The 21155-nt window shown below is 72.6% G+C and carries 18 protein-coding genes and 1 tRNA gene; 11 read left to right on the top strand and 8 right to left on the bottom strand.

Annotated features, from left to right (window positions below; all coding sequences use genetic code 11):
* The first annotated feature begins 48 nt into the window (after positions 1-48).
* Both mobF and PHY01_RS04865 read left to right on the top strand, forming a co-directional pair.
* Positions 49-4392: a MobF family relaxase gene (gene mobF / locus PHY01_RS27890; RefSeq protein ID WP_170183638.1), complete on the top strand. Its 4344-nt coding sequence runs from the start codon at positions 49-51 to the stop codon at positions 4390-4392.
* Positions 4393-4502: 110 nt separating this feature from the next.
* Entirely contained in the window at positions 4503-5345 is an 843-nt protein-coding gene (locus PHY01_RS04865) for a DUF4352 domain-containing protein (protein ID WP_170183637.1), read from the top strand.
* A gap of 13 nt (positions 5346-5358) precedes the next feature.
* Here the strand turns inward: PHY01_RS04865 and PHY01_RS04860 are convergent, their stop codons facing one another.
* Complete coding sequence (locus tag PHY01_RS04860) at positions 5359-5913, bottom strand: hypothetical protein (protein WP_141277310.1); 555 nt, start codon at positions 5911-5913, stop codon at positions 5359-5361.
* A 458-nt stretch (positions 5914-6371) separates the two neighbouring features.
* On the opposite strand from PHY01_RS04860, the gene PHY01_RS04855 reads away from it, so the two are divergent.
* Positions 6372-7301, top strand: coding sequence for a hypothetical protein (locus tag PHY01_RS04855; protein ID WP_141277309.1), 930 nt, complete (start codon positions 6372-6374; stop codon positions 7299-7301).
* Positions 7302-7657: 356 nt separating this feature from the next.
* Here PHY01_RS04855 and PHY01_RS27390 read toward each other — a convergent pair whose 3' ends face one another.
* The 5 genes from PHY01_RS27390 to PHY01_RS04830 all read right to left on the bottom strand — a co-directional run bounded on the left by PHY01_RS27390 (position 7658) and on the right by PHY01_RS04830 (position 11893).
* Entirely contained in the window at positions 7658-8938 is a 1281-nt protein-coding gene (locus tag PHY01_RS27390) for a tyrosine-type recombinase/integrase (protein ID WP_141277308.1), read from the bottom strand.
* A 92-nt stretch (positions 8939-9030) separates the two neighbouring features.
* Positions 9031-9103: transfer RNA gene (locus PHY01_RS04845), tRNA-Ala, on the bottom strand.
* Between the two features lie 58 nt (positions 9104-9161).
* Entirely contained in the window at positions 9162-9923 is a 762-nt protein-coding gene (locus tag PHY01_RS04840; RefSeq protein ID WP_141277307.1) for a DsbA family protein, read from the bottom strand.
* Positions 9924-9935: 12 nt separating this feature from the next.
* Positions 9936-10397 (bottom strand): MauE/DoxX family redox-associated membrane protein, encoded by a 462-nt coding sequence (locus PHY01_RS04835; RefSeq protein ID WP_141277306.1) that lies wholly within the window; start codon positions 10395-10397, stop codon positions 9936-9938.
* Between the two features lie 20 nt (positions 10398-10417).
* Positions 10418-11893, bottom strand: a complete 1476-nt coding sequence (locus tag PHY01_RS04830) for a cryptochrome/photolyase family protein (protein WP_141277305.1) — start codon at positions 11891-11893, stop codon at positions 10418-10420.
* A gap of 53 nt (positions 11894-11946) precedes the next feature.
* On the opposite strand from PHY01_RS04830, the gene PHY01_RS04825 reads away from it, so the two are divergent.
* Entirely contained in the window at positions 11947-12657 is a 711-nt protein-coding gene (locus PHY01_RS04825) for a VIT1/CCC1 transporter family protein (RefSeq protein ID WP_141277304.1), read from the top strand.
* Here PHY01_RS04825 and PHY01_RS04820 read toward each other — a convergent pair.
* Positions 12641-13867 (bottom strand): MFS transporter, encoded by a 1227-nt coding sequence (locus tag PHY01_RS04820; protein WP_141277303.1) that lies wholly within the window; start codon positions 13865-13867, stop codon positions 12641-12643. The two genes, PHY01_RS04825 and PHY01_RS04820, sit on opposite strands and share 17 nt — an antisense overlap.
* A gap of 192 nt (positions 13868-14059) precedes the next feature.
* On the opposite strand from PHY01_RS04820, the gene PHY01_RS04815 reads away from it, so the two are divergent.
* The 7 genes from PHY01_RS04815 to PHY01_RS04785 all read left to right on the top strand — a co-directional run bounded on the left by PHY01_RS04815 (position 14060) and on the right by PHY01_RS04785 (position 19942).
* Positions 14060-14731 (top strand): GntR family transcriptional regulator, encoded by a 672-nt coding sequence (locus PHY01_RS04815; protein WP_141277302.1) that lies wholly within the window; start codon positions 14060-14062, stop codon positions 14729-14731.
* Between the two features lie 68 nt (positions 14732-14799).
* Positions 14800-16113, top strand: a complete 1314-nt coding sequence (gene atzF / locus PHY01_RS04810; RefSeq protein WP_141277301.1) for an allophanate hydrolase — start codon at positions 14800-14802, stop codon at positions 16111-16113.
* Positions 16110-16820: a biuret amidohydrolase gene (gene biuH, locus PHY01_RS04805; RefSeq protein ID WP_141277300.1), complete on the top strand. Its 711-nt coding sequence runs from the start codon at positions 16110-16112 to the stop codon at positions 16818-16820. The genes atzF and biuH overlap by 4 nt, the downstream gene beginning before the upstream one ends.
* Positions 16817-17497, top strand: coding sequence for a cysteine hydrolase family protein (locus PHY01_RS04800; protein WP_141277299.1), 681 nt, complete (start codon positions 16817-16819; stop codon positions 17495-17497). Before biuH ends, PHY01_RS04800 begins: the two co-directional genes overlap by 4 nt.
* Positions 17494-19125, top strand: coding sequence for a regulator (locus tag PHY01_RS04795; protein WP_141277298.1), 1632 nt, complete (start codon positions 17494-17496; stop codon positions 19123-19125). Before PHY01_RS04800 ends, PHY01_RS04795 begins: the two co-directional genes overlap by 4 nt.
* Positions 19122-19553 (top strand): AtzH-like domain-containing protein, encoded by a 432-nt coding sequence (locus tag PHY01_RS04790; protein ID WP_141277297.1) that lies wholly within the window; start codon positions 19122-19124, stop codon positions 19551-19553. Before PHY01_RS04795 ends, PHY01_RS04790 begins: the two co-directional genes overlap by 4 nt.
* On the top strand, positions 19550-19942 hold the full coding sequence (locus tag PHY01_RS04785; protein WP_141277296.1) for an allophanate hydrolase-related protein: 393 nt from the start codon (positions 19550-19552) through the stop codon (positions 19940-19942). The genes PHY01_RS04790 and PHY01_RS04785 overlap by 4 nt, the downstream gene beginning before the upstream one ends.
* Here the strand turns inward: PHY01_RS04785 and PHY01_RS04780 are convergent.
* The gene (locus tag PHY01_RS04780; RefSeq protein ID WP_141277295.1) at positions 19918-21138 is read right to left on the bottom strand and encodes a saccharopine dehydrogenase family protein; all 1221 of its coding nucleotides are present in this window, start codon (positions 21136-21138) and stop codon (positions 19918-19920) included. The genes PHY01_RS04785 and PHY01_RS04780 overlap by 25 nt on opposite strands.
* Positions 21139-21155: the final 17 nt, after the last annotated feature.

Raw genomic sequence — 21155 nt, 5'->3', positions numbered from 1 at the left:
CGTCGCGCCATCAGCTACGGACGGTCACTGGATCGGCCGGGTGCCGTCATGCTGAGCCTGGCGACCGGCCACGACGTCGGCTATCTGACCGGCGCCGTCGCGGCCGGCCGGGAGAGCTACTACACGGGCGCAGTCGATGCCGGCGAGCCGCCGGGGCGGTGGGCCGGTGCCGGGGCCGAGCGACTGGGCCTGCACGGCACGGTCGACTCCGACCTGATGGAAGCGGTCTACACGCACCTCCTCGACCCCCGCGACGCCGCGACTCACTCGCGGTCGACGTGGAACGAGGCGGCCGCGCTGGCCGCCCCCCATCGCAAGTACCGGACGCCGGAGCAGATCTACGAGCAGCTGCTGGAGGCTCAGCCGGAGGCCGGCCCCGAGGAGCGCGCCGCGCTGCTGGCCCAGGCCGAGCGGTCCGCCCGTCAGGCCGTGTCGTTCATCGACGCCACGTTCTCCGCGCCGAAGTCGGTCACGGTCCTGGCCGTCGCGTTTGAGCGGGCCGCTAGCGACGCCGCGGCGGTCGGCGACCACGAGGCCTCCGCGGCGTGGGCGGCGCACGCCAAGGCCGTCGAGGACGCCGTAATGGCCGGTGCCACAGCCGCGATCCGGTACCTCGAGGATGAGGCCGGCTACTCCCGCGTCGGCCACCACGGCGGGGGCGCCGGGCGGTGGATCGACTCGGACGGGTTCGTCGTCGCGCAGTTCCTGCAGCACGACTCCCGCGACCGCGATCCACAGCTGCACGTGCACCAGGCGATCCTCAACCGCATCCTGTGCGCCGACGGGGAGTGGCGCACGCTCGACTCCCGCGCGATCCACGCCATGCGCGGCGCCGCCGCAGCCATCGCGGAACGGGTGATGGAGGCCCACCTGACCCAGGCGCTCGGTGTGCGGTTCCAGACCCGCGCCGACGGCAAGGCGCGCGAGGTCGCCGGAGTGCAGCAGGAGGTCATGGACCTGTTCTCCTCCCGCCGCCGGGCGGTGTCCGCCCGCACCCGGGAGCTGGTCAACGCGTTCGAGTCCCGGTACGGGCACGAGCCGAACGCGCTGCAGCGGACCCGGCTCGCGATGCAGGCCACGCTCCACACCCGCGCGGCCAAGTCGCACGAGGGCGAGACCCGCGACCAGCAGCTCGACCGCTGGGCCACCGAGCTCCAGGCCGAGGTGGGCACGACGCTGGGCCAGGTCGCCCACGACGTGCTCGCGCTGCGCCAGCAGGTCGACGCCGCGGCAACCTGGTCGCCGCAGGACGTCCTCGACCGCGCGTTGGCGCGGGTGGCGGAGACCGGGTCCTCGTTCTCCCGCTCCGACCTGATCCGGGCGGTGTCCGACGAGCTGCCCGCCCACCTGGGCGTGGCGCCCGAGGAGGTGCGGGCGTTGCTCGACGGCGTCAGCGACGAGGCCCTGGCCAGCGCGGTGCGCCACGTCCCGGAGACCGACGCCAGCCAGTGGCCCGAGGAGCTGCGGCTGCGTGACGGGCGGTCGGCGTTCGAGGGGCCTGGCTCGGCCCGCTACAGCACGGACGGGCAGTTCCAGGCCGAGGCCGCACTACGGGCCGCCTCCGTCACGCGCGGGGCCGCGGCACTGAGTGATGTTCAGGCAACCGCCGTCGTGGAGAGCTACACCGCGGCCGGCCGGGAGTTGGGCGTCGACCAGGCCGCCGCCCTGCACGGCGTGCTGACCTCCGGCGCGTGGGTCGAGGTGCTCTCCGCCGCGCCGGGCACCGGCAAGTCGTTCGTCGTCGGCGCGCTGGCCGAGTCGTGGACCACCCGGACCGCCGAAGGGGAGCAGCGCCGGGTGTTCGGGCTCGCGCCGTCCCAGATCGCCGCCCGGGTGCTTACCGAGGAAGGCGTGTCCGCCGCGGCCAACACCACCGCATGGCTGGGCGCGCAGCGCCGGCTCGACGGCGGATCGGCCCCGGACGAGGAGTGGCGACTCCGCAGCGGGGACCTGGTGGTCGTCGACGAGGCGAACATGGCCGGGACCGACCACCTCGCCGAGATCCAGCGCCGCTGCGGCGAGGCGGGCGCGAAGCTGCTGCTGGTGGGCGACCCGCGCCAGCTCGCCGCCGTCGGGCCGGGCGGCGCGCTCGCCGACATCGCCGAGCACGGGCTGCGCTACGAGCTGGCCGAGGTGCGGCGGTTCTCCGCCGAGTGGGAGCGCGCAGCGTCGCTGCGGCTGCGCGACGGGGACGTCTCCGTGCTCGACGAGTACGCCAAGCACGGCCGGCTGCGCGACGGCGGCACCGCCGAGCAGGCCGAGGCCGCCGCGGCGCGGGCGTGGCTCGCCGACACCCTGTCCGGGCGGGAGTCGCTGCTGATGGTGCGCGACAACGCCACCGCCGCCCGCGTCTCGGCGGGGCTGCGCGCGGAGCTGGTCGACCTGGGCAAGGTCGACGAGGCAGGGGTGCCGCTGGGGATGGACGGCTGGGAGGGCGTCACCGCCGGCGTCGGGGATCTCGTCCAGGCCCGCCGCAACGCCTGGCACCTTGCCGGGTTTGAGGGCAACGAGCGCGCCCCGATCAACCGCGACACCTTCCGCGTCGTCGCCGTGCGCGCCGACGGTGGGCTCACGGTCGCCCCGATCACTGGCCGCGCCGCCGACGACACCCCGCCCGAGCAAGTGAGCCAGTTCGGCGAGGCGCTGGGCACGCCGATGCACCTGCCCGCCCGCTACGTCGCCGAGCACGTCACCCTGGCCTACGCCGCGACCGCGCACGCCGCCGAGGGGCGCACCGTCGACACCGCGCACGGGGTGTTCGGCGCCGGGACCGACACCGCCGGCCTGCTCGTCCCGATGACCCGCGGCCGCGACGCCAACACCGCGTGGGTCGTGACCACCGCACTCGCCGCCGATGCCCCGACCGGTGAGGCCACGAAGACGATGGCCCGCACCCCGCGCGCCGTCCTGTCCGACGTGCTCGACAACGACCGGGCCGAGCGCACCGCTACCGCCGACCGCGAGGCCGCCGAACTCGCCACCCGCTCGACGATGACCCATCTCGACCGGCTCATCGACCTCTCCGCACAGGTCACCGCCGGCCGCACCGCCGCCACCCTCGACCAGCTCGCCGCGACCGGCGCCCTCTCCCCCGCCGACCGTCGCGCCCTGGCCGCCGACGAGGCGCTCGGCAGCCTGGAGCGGCTGCTGCGCACCGCCGAGCTGGCCGGCCACGATCCCGCCCAGGTCCTCACCGCCGCCGCCGAGGCCCGCAGCCTCGACGGGGCGACGTCCCCGGCGAAGGTGCTGCACCACCGCATCACCCACGCCCTGCACGGCCAGCTCACCCCGCGGATCGACAGCGCTACGGACCTCATCCCCACCCAGGTCGACGCCGGGCGCCGCCGCGACTGGCTCCAAGCCCGCGCCGACGACGCCGAGACCCGCCGCCACGAGCTCGGCGCCCAGGCCGCCACCGATCCCCCGCGCTGGGCCCTCGACGCGCTCGGCCCGGTCCCCGCCCAGGACGAGGACGTGACGGGTCGGCTGGAATGGGAGCGCCGCGCCGGCTGGGCCGCCGCCTGGCGTGAGCTGGCCGGCCACACCGACGAGGACGACCCGCTCGGTCGCGCACCCGCCCGCGGACTCGTCGAGAAGGCCGCGCTGTTTCGTAAGGCGCACGAGGAGTTGCGGCTGCTCGACGTCGGCGCCGAGGAGGCCGACATGTCCGACGGCCGTCTACGCGCCCGCGTCCGCGCGATGCAGCTGGAGGAGGAACGCGCCCCCGCCGACGTCGCCGACGAGCTGGCCGCCGCGCACGAGCAGGCGGACAAGGCCCGCGTCGACGCCACGGTCTGGGCTGCCCGCGCCAACGCCGCCACCGGCCCCGACCGCGAGCAGCTCCAGGCCGCCGCCGAGCAGGCGGCACGTACCGCGGCCGAGCTGATCGACCGGATCACCGGACTCGATGCCGCCGACGAGGCCCGCGGTCGCTGGTACGTCGACACCGCAGTCACCCGCGACAACGCCCACCGCTCGGCGTCCGAACTACGCGCCCGCGGCATCGACCCGTACGACACCAGCGATCGCATCACCGCTGACGATTGGCTCGACGCCCACCGCGCCGCCCAGGCCGACGACGACCAGCACCGCGAGATCCACCCCGACGACCAGGACGACGAGCGCAACGAGACACGCTTCGACACCCCCGAGCCGCGCCGGCGGCTCCCGATCCGGGAGGTTGACGAGACCGCCGAGCTGGTCGCGAGGGCGCAGGACACCCTCCGCATGATCGAGCAGCGTCACGCTGCGGAAGCGGAGCAGGTCGCCCACGAGGCGTCCCGCTCGGCCGAGGAAAGCCGGGCAGCGCAGCTGGCCCAGTGGGCCCAGGAAGACGAACGCACCACAGCCGACGTCGTCCAGCTCGAGGACGGCAAGGCCCTCGAACGTTGAGCGGTCAGAAACGGGTCGAGCACACGACGTCACCGGGACCCGCATCGGTGACCGGTGTTAACGGACATCCGGGACGAGACGACAGGCTGTCTGAATGACACTGCCGCCTGATGGAGCACGCCGTGACCTACCCGCCCTACCCCACCTCGCCGAACGACCCCCAGGGTGGGCAGGGATGGCAGCAGCCCGGCCAGCCGAACATGAGTCCTGAGCAGGCCCGACAGGTGTGGTCCCAGCAAGCGTGGACGCAGCAGCAGTATCCCGGGCAGCAGCAATACCCAATCGGACCCGGCGGACAGCCGTCACCGCATTGGGGTCCGCCCTCCGCCTACGGCCCGCCGCCGCCTCCGCCGCGCAGATTCGGGTGGGGTGCGCGGATCGGGGCCGGGGTCCTCGGCCTGTTCCTTTTCGGCTCCTGCGTGAGCGCCATCGGCTCCCGCGAGCCCAGTGCCCCCAACACCACCGGCAGCGCCTCAACACGACAGCAAGCCGCCAACACCATCACGCCCGCAGTCCCCGCGCAGCCGGCGGCCCCCGCCCAGCCGACGGCCCCCGCGTTCCCTGGGGCTCAGCCCGGAGACGTAGTCACGGCGGCTGGCGGCAGCGTCACCATTGATGGGGTCACCGTCGTCGCCGCGCCCCTCAGCCCCGGAAGCTCCACGTTCGGCTCGACACTCTGTGCGACGGTGATGTACGCCAACGACTCCGACGATCAGGTCAGCTACGGCATTTTCGACTGGGAGATGCAGAACCCGGCCGGGGCGATCGTCAACATCACATTCTTCGGGGGAGACGACGCCCATCTGGGCAGTGGCGAACTCGTTCCAGGCGGCAGCATCGAGGGCACGGTCTGCTTCGAAGACGAGAACGCAAGCAGCGGAGACTATGTCCTGCTGTACGACCCGCCGTCATTCTTCACCTCGGATCGAGCGGCTTGGATCAATCCCCGGTAGGCGACTACCACCATCAGAACCGGGCAGCCCACCTCAGGAGATAGCCGGCCCGCTCCAACATCTCAACGGTTGCCTCCACCTCGTCGTCGATGCTGCGCCGCCACATGCTCAGCAGGTCCTCAACGGGTAGCGGCAGAACCGCGCCCGAGAACCGACCAGCAGGGCCCCACTCCACCCGCCCGGGACTAATGTGGAATGGATGCCACCGCACCGCATGGTCGGTCATCGATGCCTCGACCACGACGAGCCCCGTCGGTGTCCGTCCGCCGGAAGGCTCCAGTGCCGTGTGGAGCCACGCGTACTCCCAAACAATCACGAGATGCGTGGCCGCCACAACAGCTGGTAGCCGCCCCATCAGGCCGACCGCACTCGCCGAGTCCCGACCAGCCAACGAAGTCCGACACGTCAGATAGCCCACGTACGGCGGTTCGAGACCCGCGCAGAGCATGTGAATCGTCGGGCGCGGCAGTCCGGCGCCGCTACGCAGAAGTGCGTCGGCGCCGGCAACCGCAGACGCCGCGATCCGGTCCTGCATCCCGGCAATCTCAGCAATTCTTGCCTGCACCATCTCCCTAGTGTGCCTACGACCACCGACAACAACAGACCCAAGAACCCGGGCTCCGCCCGGACCCGTCCCTCCCTCCGGCGGGGCGGCCAACGACATCGACTCCCGTTTTGGGGTGGCGTGGGCGGGCTCCACCGTCCCTCGGTCGCCCTGAAGGGATGCCACACCGACGGTAGGGCCGCAAGCGAAGTGCGTGCTTGCACCCCTACCGCCGGTGCGGCCTTGCTCCGCACGCCCGACCGACGGCGGAACCAACGGCGCAACCAAGCTTGCTGAAGTCCATGCAGATCAACACTGGGCGGCACCGGACTCCGTCGGCGCGTTGCCGCAAGGATCGGGCCACGAGGTAAGAGGATGCAACAGTGTCGACTGGGCCTACGAGCAGTACCGGCGCTGCCGGGCCTCCAGCCGCTGGTGCCGCCGAGCTAGCGAAGAACGACGCGCCAGCACCCCCCGAGGGGTTGTCCGAGTTTCTCCGCAAGATCCTGGATCAACTCAGCCTGAGCGCTTGGCTTCCGGCGACCATGCTCGTGGGCTGTGCCGCCCTACTCCTACAACTGGCCGCTCTGGCTAGCGTCGACATCGGTGCAGCCATTCTGGCATTGGCCGAGAAGCCGTTCGGCATAATTGTCATTCTCTTATTTGCGTTGATTCTCACGGCCATCATTGTTCAGGCGTTCTCGTTTGAGGTGATCCGATTTCTTGAAGGCTACTGGGGCGCCAGCAGCCTTGGAGCGATCGTCGCACATGTGCTGATAGAAATTCAGCTTCGTCGAGTTCGCAAGATTTCTAATCAGCGGGACAAGCAGGAGAAGCGAGCGTTCCGCCGAGCCCACGAGCGGATGCTCAGCCGAAATATCCCACGCTCGATATTGACAATTCTTGAGGACGACGTATATCGGCGTCGCGGAGTACACTCTCAAGCTGACAAGGATGAGGCGCGACGTCTCGGGTGGCGTCAGTTCGCGGCACCCCAGGATCTTGCGCGGTTCGACCGCCTCTCGAAGAGGCTCGACGATTTTCCCGCGGAGCATAGAATACTGCCAACGAAGCTGGGTAATGTACTCCGCTCCGCCGAGGATGCCCTCGAACTCGCAGACGGAGACCTAGAAGGTCTCGTAATGCGCAGATACGACAGGATTCCGGAGAGAATCCGAACCCATCACGACCAGTTCCGTACCCGCCTCGACATGTACTGCATCCTGTTCTTCGTCTTCATCGTTCTGGCGATGTTGAGCACGCTCATCGTGTGGCGGACGCAGGGTCAACTGTTGTCATTCTTGTTTCCTGCCACGTTCGCGCTATTGGCACTAACGGCCTACGCGGCCTCCATTACCAGCGCTCGCGGCTACGGGGCGTCGCTCCGAGCGATACAGCGAGGACCGGCGTAATCGCATAGCGCAGAGGAGGTTGCTATGCGCGCCTCATGCGAATCCTATGCTCAGGGCATATTGGCGGCCGATCGGAGTACGCTGTCTCCGGACACCCCCGGACCGAACACTCGTAGGTATGACTCGTTGGCTCCGGCGTACCAGGTGGACGGTCGTCGACCATTTCGCTCGCGTCCTCCCCTTCACATCGACTGATCGACTCAACCGAGTGATCCGCGCTCTGCACCAACGAAGATCGAATAGCGGCCGACCAGACCTTGGATCCGTACTCGAACCCACGGAACGACAGTGTGGAGGGCCTCGTCATTATGGCCTATCGCGGCGGAAACGGTCACCGGACAATCTGTGCAAGGTGCTCAGGTCGCCGTGCTTCCCGGTTGCATGGCAGGCCGCACGGGCAGCCGCGCCAGAAGTCCGGTCGCTGCCCGCTGGTCCGCCTCCGACACCCAGGCCGCGTAGACCCGCAAGGTCGTGGTTCCGCCGCCCCCATGCCCAAGCCGGCCGGCAACCGTCCGCACATCGACCCCACCTGCGATCAGCTCCGTCGCCGAGTAGTGCCGCAGCTTGTGGATCGTCGTCTTGATGCCGATCCGACGCGCCAGGCGCGAGTACCGCTGCCCCACCGTCGTCGGCTTCAAGTGCGTCGAGCCGTCCACGTCGCGGGAGAACATGAACCCGTCCACGGGCAATTCGAAGCCAAGGCCGGCGCACAGGTCCATGTACCGCTGCCGGTGGCCGGCCAGCAGGGCCACCGTGTCCGGGTCCAGGGCGATGCGGCGGTGTTGGTGGGTCTTCGTGTCCTTCTCCCACGTCTCCCCGTCGAGCTGCGCGATCGAGCGCGCGACCGTCAGCACCCCGTTCACGACGTCGAGGTCGTTCCAGCGCAGAGCGCACAGCTCGCCGCGGCGGAAGCCGGTCACCATCGTCAGCCACACGAGCACGGCCCAGTCCGGATCCGACCACGCCTCGTTCAGGATGCGGGCCGCCTCGTCGGCGCTGGGAGGCTGCGGTTTGGCCGCCGGCTGCGGCGGGGCCTGGGCGTGCTCGATGGGGTTGGTCGACAGCCAGCGCCAGCGCACGGCCCGTCTCAGGGCGCCGCTGAGGATGACGTGGATCTGCCGGATGGTCGACCGGGACAGGCCGCGGCAGCGGTGCGGGCCGCACCGGTGGTCGCAGTTGTGTGGACGCGCAGTTCGGTGCTCGACGAAGGGCCGGCGGTTGCAGTGCGCGCGGCAGCGGCGCAGCTCCGCGTAGAAGGAGTCGAACACCGCGGCCCGCAGCGCGCCGACCTTCTGCTTGCCGATCAGCGGCACGATGTGCGACCGGGCAAGGGTCCGGTACGTCGACAACGTGCTGGGCTCGACCTCGAGCAGCTCGAAGTGCTCGGTCAGCAGCTGCTCGACCGTCGCCGTGGTGCGCGGGTTGCGCTGCTCGTCGACCTGGACGGCGAGCCGGCGCAGCGCCTTGTCCGCCTCGGCGGCCGCGCGGGGCCCGGCCGGGATGATCTCGCGCAGGTAGTGCCGACGCTTGGTGAGCGGGTCCTGGCCGGCGTAGACGACGACCCGGAGCGACCCGCTGGGGAGCTGCTCGATGCGGCCCTTGGAGCGGGCTCGGCGTCGCGGCGCCGTGGAGGTCATGGTGCAACGCTAGAGCGGGTTCGCACCACAAACGGCACCATGACCGTCGGTGTGGATAACTCAAGCGGAGCGTTTCCGCTGGTGAGGAAGGGTGGAGCTGAGGGGATTCGAACCCCTGACCCCTTGACTGCCAGTCAAGTGCGCTACCAGCTGCGCCACAGCCCCTTGCCTCGACGAAGTTACACGAGGCCCGATCCCCCACGACAACCGGGGCTGCCGGACGTCAGCCGGCGGGGTCGATCGCGTCCTGCAGCCAGCCCGTGTCGCTGATGTCGACCCGGGCGCCGTCGAGCAGGACGGTCGGGGTACCGAAGGAGCCGTCGGCGTTGCGCAGCGCGGGGTCGGTGGTGGCCGCCTGCGTCTCCGCGGCGACCGCGTCGGCGTGGGTGCCGCCGCTGATGCAGGGGCCGAGGTCGGCGCCCAGCTCGGTGCCGAACGCGGTGAGCTGTTCGTCGGTCAGTCCGGGGCCGCGCTCGGCGGGCTGCTCGTCGAACAGCCGCGCGTGGTAGGCCGGGAACACGCCCGCGGGCACCGCGCACAGGGCGGCGTTCGCGGCGCGCGTGGAGTAGCCGGCGGGGTCGGTCAGCTCGTCGAGGATCGCCACGGCGTGATACCGCACCGTGACCTGCCCGGCGTTCATCGCCTCGGTCAGCTCGGCCCCGTAGCGCTCCTCGAACCGCTCGCACAGCGGGCAGAGGAAGTCCTCGTAGACGTCGACGACGATCGGGCCGCTGCCCGCGGTGACCACGCCCTCCGCCGCGGTGACGCCGTAGGTCGGCGCGGCGGGCGGCTCGCCGGAGCCGCGGGTGACCAGGACGACCACGCCGACCAGCATCGCGACCACCGCGAGCGTGGCCACCGCGATGAACGTGGTCCGCTTGGGGTCGCGCGCCTGCGTGGCGGGCGGGGTGATCCCCGCCGCGCGCAGCCGTGCCTCGGCCGCCTCCTGCTTGCGCCTCTTCTCGCTGCGCGACGCCCCGCCCATGTCCCTGTCTCCCTAGCCGATCCTCGAGTCCAGTGCGGCCGGTGTCCGCGGCCGCACCACCAACCATGCCGCGAGCAGCAGGAACCCCGCGTCCCGCACGAGTTCCTGCACGTAGGCGGTCTGCCCCGGCTCCACCTGCCCGCCGCCGCCGAAGCAGCCGCAGTCGATGGACAGCCCGCGCGCCCAGGCCTGCGTCACCCCGGCGACGAACACCAGCAGCAACGCCGCCGACGCCGCCGCGGCCGCCCGCACGCCGAGCCCGAGCAGCAGCAGCACGCCCAGGGCGATCTCCAGCCACGGCAGCACCCCCGCCACCAGCTCGACGCCCAGCGGCGGCAGCACGTCGTAGGCGCGGACGGCGACGTAGGTGCGGTCGGGGTCGAGCGCCTTGGGCACCCCGGAGAACAGCCAGACCGCGGCGAGCCCCAGCCGGGCCAGCGTCCCCACGACGTCGAGCACCCGTTCCCGCGACACGCCGCCAACCTAGCCAGGTGTCAGAAGTGCTCGCGGGCCGACTCCTGCTCCAGCACCGCGTCGAGGTCGCCCAGGCGCCGCATCCCCGCCACGGCCCGGGCGGTGCGGTGGTTGGCGGCGAGCAGGTCGCGGTGGCGGTGCGTCCACGCCCAGTACCCGGCCGTGAACGGGCACGCGTCGTCGCCGAGGCGTTTCCTCGGGTCGAACGCGCAGCCGCGGCAGTGGTCCGACATCCGGTTCACGTACGCCCCGCCCGAGCTGTACGGCTTCGTCGCGAGCATCCCGCCGTCGGCGTGCTGGCTCATCCCGACGACGTTGGGCGGCATCACCCACTCGAACCCGTCGACGAACGCCTCGCGGAACCAGTCCGACAGCTCGCGCGGGTCGTAGCCGCGCTGCAGGGCGTGGTTGCCCAGCACCATGAGCCGCTGGATGTGGTGGGTCCAGCCCCGGTCGCGCACGCCCGCCAGCGCCGTCGACAGGCACGCCGCGGTGACGGCCCCGGCGTCGAGGTCGCGGAACCAGTCGGGCAGCGGGGTGCGCGCGCGCAGCTCGTTCTTCGCGGAGTAGTCGCGCCCGAAGCGCCAGTACAGCTGCCAGACGTACTCGCGCCAACCCAGCACCTGGCGGACGAACCCCTCCGCGCTGGGCAGCGGCACGTCGCCCGACCGGTACGCCGACTCGGCCTCGCGCACCGCGTCGAGCGGGTGCAGCAGGCCCAGGTTGAGCGGCACCGACAGCAGCGAGTGCGCCATCGCCCAGTCGTCGGTGAGCATCGCGTCCTCGTGCGGGCCGAAGTGCGGCAGCCGCTCCTGCACGAAGTGCGCGAGCACGCGGCGGGCCTCCGCGGCGGTGACGGCGAACCAGCGCGGCCCGTCGACGCCGACGGTGGGCAGGTCCATGGCGTCGAGGTCGCGGCGGACCCCGTCGTCGATCGCGTCCTCCGGCGGCTGCCACGGGCCGGGCACGTCCAGCACGGTGACGCCCTTGGGCGGCGGCTCGCGGTTCTCCGCGTCGAGGTTCCAGGTGCCCCCGACCGGCTCGCCCGCCTCCATCAGCACGTCGAAGCGACGACGCTGGGAACGGTAGAAGTCCTCCATCCGGAACGTCTCGCGGTCGCCAGCCCACTCGTCGAACGCGGTGCGGGGCAACGCGAACGTCGGCGTCGGCAGGATCTCCTCGACCAGCCCCTCGGCCTGCAGCCGGGCGACGAGGTCGGCCGCGGCGAACGACGTCGGCTCGTGCACCACCACCGGGCCGACCCGCTCGATCGCCGCCCGGTAGGTGTCGGTGCGCAGGTAGGTGGCCCGGTCGCCCAGCTCGTCGGCGAGGTGGCGCATGCCGGAGAGCACCAGGTGCAGCTTCTGGCGGTGGAACGGGCGGCTGCGCAGCACGCGCGCCGACTCGACCAGCACGACCTCGCGGTCACGGTGCGCGTCGGTGTCGTGTACGTGCGGACCGAGCTGGTCGGCGAACAGCCAGAGCGGGGCGGGCATCGCGTCAGTCTCATCCGCGCGCGCCGGCCCCGCGACCGGAGCAGGATGGGCCCATGACGCAGGTCCCGCACGACGCGGTCCACCACCATTCCGACGTCAGCGGCGGCTGGCTGCGCGCCGCCGTGTTCGGCGCGATGGACGGGCTCGTCACGAACATCGCGCTGATCGCGGGCGTCGGCGGCGGCGGCGCCGACCGCTCGCTGATCATCCTCACCGGCATGGCGGGCCTGGTCGCGGGCGCGTTCTCGATGGCACTGGGCGAGTTCGCGTCGGTCGACACGCAGAACGACGCCGTGCGCCACGAGGTCGACGTCGAGCGGGCCGAGATCCGCCGTCACCCCGACGCCGAGCGCGCCGAGCTGGCCGACATGTACCAGGAGATGGGCCTGACGCGGCCGACCGCGGAGGCCGTCGCGGAGGAGGTGCACCGCGACCCGGAGCTCGCGGTGCGCGTCCACATCACCCAGGAGCTCGGCGTCGACCCCGACGACAAGCCCTCGCCGTGGACCGCGGCGTTCTCGTCGTTCCTGTGCTTCGCCATCGGCGGGATCGTGCCGCTGATCCCCTACCTGCTCGGCTCGTCGTCGCTGGTGCTGGGGCTGTCCGTGGGTGCGGTCGGCCTCGTCGTCGCCGGGGCACTGACGGCGCGGTTCACCACCCGCCCGTGGTGGCTCGCCGGGCTGCGCCAGCTGATGTTCGGCGCGATCGCGGCGGGCGCGACGTTCGTCGTCGGCTCGCTGATCGGCGTCAGCGTGGCCGGGTAGTCGGCGTCCGGGCGGGGAGGGTCTCCGGCGCGCGCAGCCAGAACAGCCAGGCGACGGCCAGCACCCCGCCGGTGATCGCGAACGCCCACCCGTAGCCGACGAGCTCGGCGAGCCCGCCCGCGAGCACCGGCCCCAGGATCGCCCCCAGGTCCGACGCCATCTGGAACCCGGCGAGCACCGTGCCGCCGCGGCCGCCGGTGCCGATGACGTCACCGACCGAGGCCTGCAGCGGCGGGTTCACCATCCCGCTGCCCAGCCCCGCCACCAGGCTGACGGCGAGCACGACCCATGGCTGCTCGACGTAGCCGAGCATCCCCGTGGCCAGCGCCGCGACAGCCAGCCCGAGCAGCATCGGGGGGCGGCGGCCGAACCGGTCGGCGAAGCGCCCGGCGACGACGAGCGTGGCCGCGTTGCCCGCCGCGAACACCGCGAGCACCACCCCCGACCAGGCCTCCGGCTGCCCCAGCGCCTCCACGACGAACAGCGGCACCAGCGCGACCCGGGCCCCGAACACCGCCCAGCCGACGCCGAAGTTGGCCACCAGCGCGGCGCGGTAGGCGCGGTGGCCCAGCGCCTCCCGGAACCCGACGGCGACCACCGGGGGCGCCCCCGGCACCGGAGGCGCGACGTCGAGCCGCCCCCGCAGCAGCACCCCGCTGACCAGCACGACGACGACCAGCACCGCCGCGTAGACGAGGAACGGGGCGCGCAGGCTGATCGCGACGAGCCCGCCGCCCGCCAGCGGCCCCACGATGTTGCCGAGGAGGAACCCGGTGGCCCACATGCCCGAGGCGCGCCCGCGGATCTCCGGCGGCGCCAGGCGGATCAGCAGCGACACCGCCGAGATCGTGAACATCGTCGACCCGATGCCTCCGAACGCGCGCAGCGCGATCAGGTGCCAGTACTCCCCGGCGAACGCCATCGCCGCCGTCGACACCGCGACGATCAGCAGGCCCGCGTTGAACACCCGCAGCTCGCCGACGCGGGTGACCAGCCACCCGCTCGACGGGGCGAACACCAGCCGGGCGAGGGCGAACACGCTGACGACGAGCCCGGCCGCGGTGATCCCGACGTCGAAGGTGCGGACGAACACCGGCAGCGTCGGCGCGACCAGCCCGAAGCCGATCGCGATCAGGAACGACGCGCCGACCAGCACCCAGATCTCGCGCGGGATGCGCACGGGTGCGCGCGAGGCGTCGACCTCGACCACCCGGGACCCCTCTCGGTCCGTGCCATTGCTACCGACAGCGACAGTACGCCCGATCGTGGGTGGCGCCGCGGCGGCACCGGGGACCCGTCGAGGTACCGATCGACGCGGCGGGCCGAGGGCCGTGGCCGCGGGCGACCGCGCGGGGCGTCTGACACTGTGGAACCGACAGGACCCCGCGCCGAGGAGACCGCAGTGACCGCAGAGCCCGCCGTCGACGGCGGACTGGAGGCGAGCAGCCTCGTCGACCTCGCCGTGCGCAGGCTGCGCAGCGAGATCCTCAGCGGTGCCCTGCTCCCCGGTGAGCGGCTGGTCGAGGAGCAGCTCACCCGCCGGTTCGGCACGAGCCGCGCCCCGCTGCGGGAGGCCCTGCGCCTGCTCGGCCAGCAGGGTCTCGTCGAGCACCTGCCGCGCCGCGGTGTGCGCGTCACCGAGCTGTCGGCGCGCGACATCGACGAGCTGTTCAGCCTGCGCGACGCACTGGAGCGCTTCGCCGTCGGGTGCGCCCTGACCGTGCCCCGCGACACCACCGACCTGCGCGCGGCCACCGACCGGATGGAGCGGGCCGCCGACGGCGGGGACACCTCCGAGCGGGCCGCCGCGCACCGCGCGTTCCACCTGGCCCTGGTCGGGCTGGCCGGGCACCGGCAGCTGCTGCGCAGCTACGAGCCGGTGCTCACGAAGCTGCAGCTCTACATGGCCACCAACCTGCGCCGCGAGGCCGAGGCCGTCTCCTCCCCGCGGGAGGGGGCGCAGCGCCACCGCAGGCTGTGCGACGCCCTCGACTCCGGTGACCTCGACGCCGTGCTCGCGGAGCTGGCCCACCACGGCGCGCGCACGTACCTGGCCCCCGAGCTCGACCGGTAGCGACGGGCGTCACACGGCCTTAACCACGCGGACCTGCCGTCGACACCAAACGGTCGACAATCGACAGAATGCAGCTCACGACCGCCGCGCTCGGGGTGCGCTCCCTGCGCGCCGCCTACCGGGCGGGCACGCTCACCCCGCACGAGGTCGTCGACCTGGTGGCGGACCGGATCGCCGGGCGCGGTGCCGACGCCGTCTGGATCTCCCGCTTCACCCGCACCGAGCTGCACGAGCAGGCGGCCGCGCTGCTCCCCGGGCCGCTGTACGGCGTGCCGTTCGCCGTCAAGGACAACATCGACGTCGCGGGCCTCCCCACCACCGCGGCGTGCCCGACCTTCGCCTACTCCCCCGCCGCCGACGCCACCGCGGTGCGGCTGCTGCGCGAGGCGGGCGCGCTCGTCGTCGGCAAGACCAACCTCGACCAGTTCGCCACCGGGCTCAACGGGACCCGCTCCCCCTACGGGGCGCCGGAGTCGGTGTTCGGCGGCGACCTGATCTCCGGCGGCTCCAGCTCGGGCAGCGCGGTCGCCGTGGCCGCGGGCCAGGTGGCGTTCTCCCTGGGCACCGACACCGCGGGTTCGGGCCGCGTCCCGGCGGCGCTCAACGGCGTCGTCGGGCTCAAGCCGACGCGCGGGCTGGTGAGCACGTCCGGCGTCGTGCCCGCCTGCCGCTCCCTGGACTGCGTGAGCGTGTTCACCCGCGACCTCGACGACGCCGCCGACGTCCTGGCGGTCCTGGCCGCACCCGACCCCGCCGACCCGTGGTCCCGCCCCGCGCGCGCGAGCCGGGGCCCCGGTGCCGGCCGTCTCCTGCTCCCCACCGGGCTGGACTTCGTCGGCGACACCGCCATGGAGGCCGCCTTCGACGCGGTCGCCCGCGGCGTCGACGCCGTCGGCACCACCCCGGTCGGGCCGCTGTGCGAGGCGGGCGACCTGCTCTACGCGGGGCCGTGGGTGGCCGAGCGCCTCGCCGGCCTGGAGTCCTTCCTCGTCGAGCACCCCGACGACGTGCTGCCGGTGACCCGCGCCGTGCTGGAGCAGGGCCGCGATCACACCGCCGTCGACGCCTTCCGGGCCCGCCACCGCCTGCAGGAGCTGCGCGCCCGGACCGACCGCCTGTGGGCCGACGCCGACGCCCTGCTCCTGCCCACCGTCCCGACGACCTTCACCCGCGCGCAGCTCGCCGAGCAGCCGGTGGCCCGCAACCTCGTCCTCGGCCGGTACACGCAGTTCGCCAATCTGCTCGACCTCGCCGCCGTCGCCGTGCCCGCCGGGCTCACCGACGACGGCCGCCCGCATGGCGTCACCCTGCTCGGTCCCGCCTTCTCCGAGGACCGCCTGCTCTCCGCCGCACGCCAGTCCATCACCAGGGAGGCCGCATGACCGCCACAGTGCAGACCAGGGCCCGGATCGGTCCGGTCGCCGCCAACCCCTACCCGTGGCCCTACGACGGATCGGTCGACGCCGCCCGCACGGCGTTGATCTGCATCGACTGGCAGGTCGACTTCTGCGGGCCCGGCGGCTACGTCGACCGCATGGGTTACGACATCGGGCTGACCCGGGCGGGCCTCCCGGCCACCGCACGGATGCTCGAGCACGCCCGCGCGACCGGGATGCTGGTGATCCACACCCGGGAGGGCCACTCCCCCGACCTGTCGGACCTGCCCGCCAACAAGCGCTGGCGCTCCGCCCGGATCGGTGCGGAGATCGGCTCGGCGGGTCCGGCGGGACGGATCCTCGTGCGCGGCGAGCCGGGCTGGCAGATCGTGCCGGAGGTCGCGCCGGTCCCCGGTGAGGTGCTGCTCGACAAGCCGGGCAAGGGCGCCTTCTACGCCACCAACCTGGACCTGGTCCTGCGCACGAACGGGATCACGCACCTCGTGCTCACCGGCATCACCACCGACGTGTGCGTCCACACGACGATGCGCGAGGCGAACGACCGCGGCTACGAGTGCCTGGTCCTGAGCGACTGCACCGGCGCCACCGACCCGGCCAACCACGACGCCGCGCTGCACATGGTGACCATGCAGGGCGGGGTCTTCGGGGCGGTCGCGACGTCGACCGCCGTGATCGAGGGGACCACCCGATGAGAACCGTGCCCGCCGACCCCTACCCCTTCGAGTTCGACCCCGCCGGCACCGCACTGCTGATCATCGACATGCAGCGCGACTTCGTGGAGCCCGGCGGCTTCGGCGAGACCCTCGGCAACGACGTGTCCTGGCTGCAGGCCGTCGTCCCGCCGCTGCAACGGGTGCTCGCCACCGCCCGCGAGGTGGGCCTCACCGTGATCCACACGCGCGAGGGCCACGTCCCGGACCTCTCCGACTGCCCGCCCGCCAAGCTGAACCGCGGCGAGCCGTCGCTGCGGATCGGGGAGCCCGGACCCAAGGGCCGGATCCTGGTCCGCGGCGAGTACGGCCACGACATCATCGACGAGCTGGCGCCGCTGCCCGGTGAGCTCGTCGTCGACAAGCCGGGCAAGGGCTCCTTCCACGGCACCTCGCTCGGCGCGGAGCTCGCCGAGCTGGGCGTCACCAGCCTGGTCGTCACCGGCGTGACCACCGAGGTGTGCGTGCACACCACCGTCCGGGAGGCCAACGACCGCGGCTACGAGTGCCTCGTGCTCTCGGACTGCGTCGGCTCGTACTTCCCGGAGTTCCAGCGCGTCGGCCTGGAGATGATCTCCGCCCAGGGCGGGATCTTCGGCTGGGTCGCCCCCTCGTCCGCCTTCCTCGCCGCCCTCACCCTCCAGGAGGTCCCGTCATGACGACGTCCACCGAAGCCGAGCCGATGAAGCTGTCCTGGTGGGTCGCGGGCGACACCAACGCGTTCTTCGGCCTGGGCTTCAACACCCTGGTCAACGTGCTGGTGCTCTCCGGGCTCTGCCTGGGCGTCGTCAACATCCCCGGGGCCGACGTGTTCGGGGTGATCCTCCCCGCGCTCGGCGTGCAGCTGCTGATCGGCAACGTCTACTACACCTACCTCGCCCGGCGGCTGGCGCGGAAGGAGAACCGCACCGACGTCTGCGCGATGCCGTACGGGCCGTCGGTGCCGCACATGTTCATCGTCGTCTTCGTGATCATGCTGCCGATCTACCTCGCGACGGGCGACCCGATCGTCGCGTGGACCTCCGGGCTCGCCTGGTCGTTCATCATCGGTGTCATCGTGCTGATCGGGGCGTTCGTCGGGCCCTGGATCCGCCGCTACACCCCGCAGGCCGCCATGCTCGGCACGCTCGCGGGCATCTCGATCGCGTTCATCTCCATGCGCCCGGCCGCGCAGATGTGGGAGGCGCTGTGGATCGCCTTCCCCGTCATGGTGATCATCCTGATCGGCTTCTTCACCGACCTGAAGCTGCCGGGCAACATCCCCGTCGGCCTCGCCGCCCTGCTCGTCGGCACCGCGATCGGCTGGATCGGCGGCTACATGTCACCGCCGGACGTGGTCGCCGCCGCCGGTGACGTCGCCCTGTCGCTGCCGACGTTCGACATCCCGCGCCTGGTCGAGGGACTGTCCAACGTCGCGCCGCTGCTCGCCACGGCCATCCCGCTGGGTATCTACAACTTCACCGAGGGCATGGCCAACGTCGAGAGCGCCGCCGCGGCGGGCGACGAGTACAACCTGCGCGCGATCCTCGGTGCCGACGGCGCCGGCGCGATCGTCGGTGCCGCGATGGGCTGCCCGTTCCCGCCCGCCGTCTACATCGGACACCCGGGCTGGAAGGCCGCGGGCGGGCGCACCAGCTACTCGCTGGCGTCCGGCGTGTTCATCGCCCTGATGTGCTTCCTGGGGATGTTCTCGTTGCTCGGGGCCCTGCTGCCGCTGCCGGCGATCGTCCCGATCCTGCTCTACATCGGCCTGCTGATCGGCGCCCAGGCGTTCCAGGAGGTGCCGAAGGCGCACGCCATCGCGGTGGTGTTCGCGATCATCCCGAACATCGCGTCGTGGGCGGGAGGGCTGATGACCAACGCCGTCGGCGCGGCGGGGAGCACCCCGGCCGAGGTCGGCGAGGAGGGCTTCGCCAATGCCGGGCTGGTCTACCACGGCACCCTGCTGCTGGGCGGCGGCGCGATCCTGGCCGGCATGGTGCTCGGCTCGATCGTCGTGTTCATCATCGACAAGAAGTTCGTCCCGGCCGCGATCTACTGCTTCATCGGGGCCGTGCTCGGCTTCATCGGGCTGATCCACGCCGAGCAGGTCGGCTGGAACGTCGGCGGGCAGATCGCGCTCGGCTACCTGTTCGGCGGGATCATCCTGCTGGCCTTCGGGTTCTTCACGAAGGACACCCCGCAGGCGACGACCGACACGGAGCTCCCGGCCCAGCGGACGCCGGAGGAGGAGCAGTCGGCACCGGCGATGGCCCCGATCGACACGACCCGCCCGGCGACCGCGTGAGCCCCACCGAATCGCAGTGGGGTGGCTCCACTGCAACGAGACCGGAGCAGAGCCACCCCACTGCAACCGCGGAGCGCGAGGTGCGGGCCGCGTTCGCCCGCTACGAGCAGGCGCTGGTCGACGGCGACCTGGCGGTGCTGACCGAGCTGTTCTGGGACGACGCGCGCTGCCGCCGCTTCGGGGTCGCCGACCGCCAGCAGGGCGCCGCGGAGATCGCGGCATGGCGGCGGGCGCACCCGTCGGTGCCCGCCGGGAGGCGGCTGCGCGACACCCAGGTGCTCGTGATCGGGGACGGGGCCGCCGTCGTCACCACCCTGTTCGACCACCCCGGCGGCGGCACCGAGGGCCGGCAGAGCCAGACGTGGTGCCGGTTCCCGCAGGGCTGGCGGATCGTCGCGGCGCACGTCTCCGAGGTGCCGCTCGGATGACGGGCCACCGGCTGCTGGCCGTGGTGGCGGCCCACCGCACGGGCCAGCCGCTGCACCCCGAACTGGCCGCGCTCGGGGCCGAGTTCGCGCGGCGGGCCTACACCGCGCCGGTGTACCACCTCGTCGCCCTGCCCGGGCCGGGGGTGCCGCGCGGCGGGCTCGTCGCCGTCGACGAGGGGGGCGCGGCGGTCGAGGTGGAGCTGCACCGCATCCCCGTCGACGCGCTCGGCGCGCTCGTCTGCGCCCTGCCCGCCCCGCTCGGGATCGGCCCGGTGGAGCTCGCCGACTCCTCCGCACTGGGGATCGTGTGCGTCCGCAGACCCCCGGGCACGCTCGACGTCAGCGCCTACGGCAGCTGGCCCGCCTACCTCAGGTCGGTCACCGTGTAGCTGTGCCCGGCCGCGACGAGCCGCTCCACCAGTGCCGATCCCATCGCGGAGGCCGGGGTGAGCGAGCCGGCGCGGTCGGGCAGGTCGTCCAGGGCGAGGCAGAGCCCGCTCTCGCCGAGCATGACGGCGGTGGCCGCGTACCCGGGATCGCCCTTCCCCGCGACGCGCGCGTGGTACCGGCGGCCGCTCTCGGTGCCCGCCTCGATGTCCATCCGGAACCAGCCCGCGGCCCGGGCCTGCGGGCTCGGGCCCTCGCCCGGCTTGGGCAGGACACGGTCGAGCACGGCGCGGGTGGGCGCCGTCGAGAACCCGGCCAGCAGCCCGGCCAGCCCGGCGGTGACGCCCACCGCGGCCACCGCCCCGGCCGGCCCCGTGCCCAGGCCCATCGTCTCGCCGTAGCGCATCGACCGGCCGTAGGCGAAGCCGAGCAGGGCGTTGCTGCGGCGCACGACGCGGGTGTTGTAGGAGGCCATGACGAACGGCGCGGTCCACGTCCCGCGCGACCCGCGGCGCCCGGGTGCGGGCGCGTCGGCGGGCTGGCGCGGCACCGGCTCGGCGGCGCGTTCCGGGCTCAGCGAGTGCAGGTCGGCGACCACCAGCCTGCGCGACGGGTCGGCCGCCACCGTCTCCACCTGCGCGCGCAGCGAGTCGATCGTGCCGCCGCTGAACCCGCCCTTCGCGCCGGCGATGAGGCTGACGTCGGTGAGCCCGCCCGCCCCGTCGGCCTCCGCGCGCTCGTGCAGGACGAACACCCCGAGATCCGACGGGATCGAGTCGTAGCCGCAGGAGTGCACGATCTTCGCGCCGCTGTCGCGGGCGATCTTGTCGACGCGGTCGATCGCGTCGCGGTGGAACAGCACCTCGCCGGTGAGGTCGGCGTAGTGCGTGCCCGCCCGCGCGCACGCCTCGACGACCGGCAGCCCGTAGCGCGCGTACGGCCCGACCGTCGTCACCAGTACCCGCGTGCTCCCGGCCAGCCGCTCGACCGCCTCGGCGTCGGACGAGTCGGCCACCAGCAGCGGCCAGTCGCGGGCCGCCTGCGGGAGCCGGGCGCGCACGGCGGCCAGCTTGTCCGCCGAGCGCCCGGCCAGCGCGATCCGGACGCCCGCGGGGGCGTGCTCGGCGAGGTACGCGGCCGTCAGCTCGCCGACGTAGCCGGTGGCGCCGTAGACGACGAGGTCGTGGGGTCGGTCCATGCCCGCCAGCATGCCCT

The sequence above is a fragment of the Pseudonocardia hydrocarbonoxydans genome (assembly GCF_006539565.1).
Taxonomy (GTDB): domain Bacteria; phylum Actinomycetota; class Actinomycetes; order Mycobacteriales; family Pseudonocardiaceae; genus Pseudonocardia; species Pseudonocardia hydrocarbonoxydans.
The sequence above is the reverse complement of the archived record's forward strand: the minus strand, read 5'-3'. Positions and strand labels throughout refer to the sequence as shown.

Excerpts from the sequence above, each read along its gene's own strand:
- mobF (WP_170183638.1), top strand. The coding sequence starts at position 49 with ATGCTGAGCCTGGCGACCGGCCACGACGTCGGCTATCTGACCGGCGCC.
- PHY01_RS04865 (WP_170183637.1), top strand. The coding sequence starts at position 4,503 with ATGGAGCACGCCGTGACCTACCCGCCCTACCCCACCTCGCCGAACGAC.
- PHY01_RS04860 (WP_141277310.1), bottom strand. The coding sequence starts at position 5,913 with ATGGTGCAGGCAAGAATTGCTGAGATTGCCGGGATGCAGGACCGGATC.
- PHY01_RS27390 (WP_141277308.1), bottom strand. The coding sequence starts at position 8,938 with ATGACCTCCACGGCGCCGCGACGCCGAGCCCGCTCCAAGGGCCGCATC.
- PHY01_RS04840 (WP_141277307.1), bottom strand. The coding sequence starts at position 9,923 with ATGGGCGGGGCGTCGCGCAGCGAGAAGAGGCGCAAGCAGGAGGCGGCC.
- PHY01_RS04830 (WP_141277305.1), bottom strand. The coding sequence starts at position 11,893 with ATGCCCGCCCCGCTCTGGCTGTTCGCCGACCAGCTCGGTCCGCACGTA.
- PHY01_RS04825 (WP_141277304.1), top strand. The coding sequence starts at position 11,947 with ATGACGCAGGTCCCGCACGACGCGGTCCACCACCATTCCGACGTCAGC.
- atzF (WP_141277301.1), top strand. The coding sequence starts at position 14,800 with ATGCAGCTCACGACCGCCGCGCTCGGGGTGCGCTCCCTGCGCGCCGCC.
- biuH (WP_141277300.1), top strand. The coding sequence starts at position 16,110 with ATGACCGCCACAGTGCAGACCAGGGCCCGGATCGGTCCGGTCGCCGCC.
- PHY01_RS04800 (WP_141277299.1), top strand. The coding sequence starts at position 16,817 with ATGAGAACCGTGCCCGCCGACCCCTACCCCTTCGAGTTCGACCCCGCC.
- PHY01_RS04795 (WP_141277298.1), top strand. The coding sequence starts at position 17,494 with ATGACGACGTCCACCGAAGCCGAGCCGATGAAGCTGTCCTGGTGGGTC.
- PHY01_RS04785 (WP_141277296.1), top strand. The coding sequence starts at position 19,550 with ATGACGGGCCACCGGCTGCTGGCCGTGGTGGCGGCCCACCGCACGGGC.
- PHY01_RS04780 (WP_141277295.1), bottom strand. The coding sequence starts at position 21,138 with ATGGACCGACCCCACGACCTCGTCGTCTACGGCGCCACCGGCTACGTC.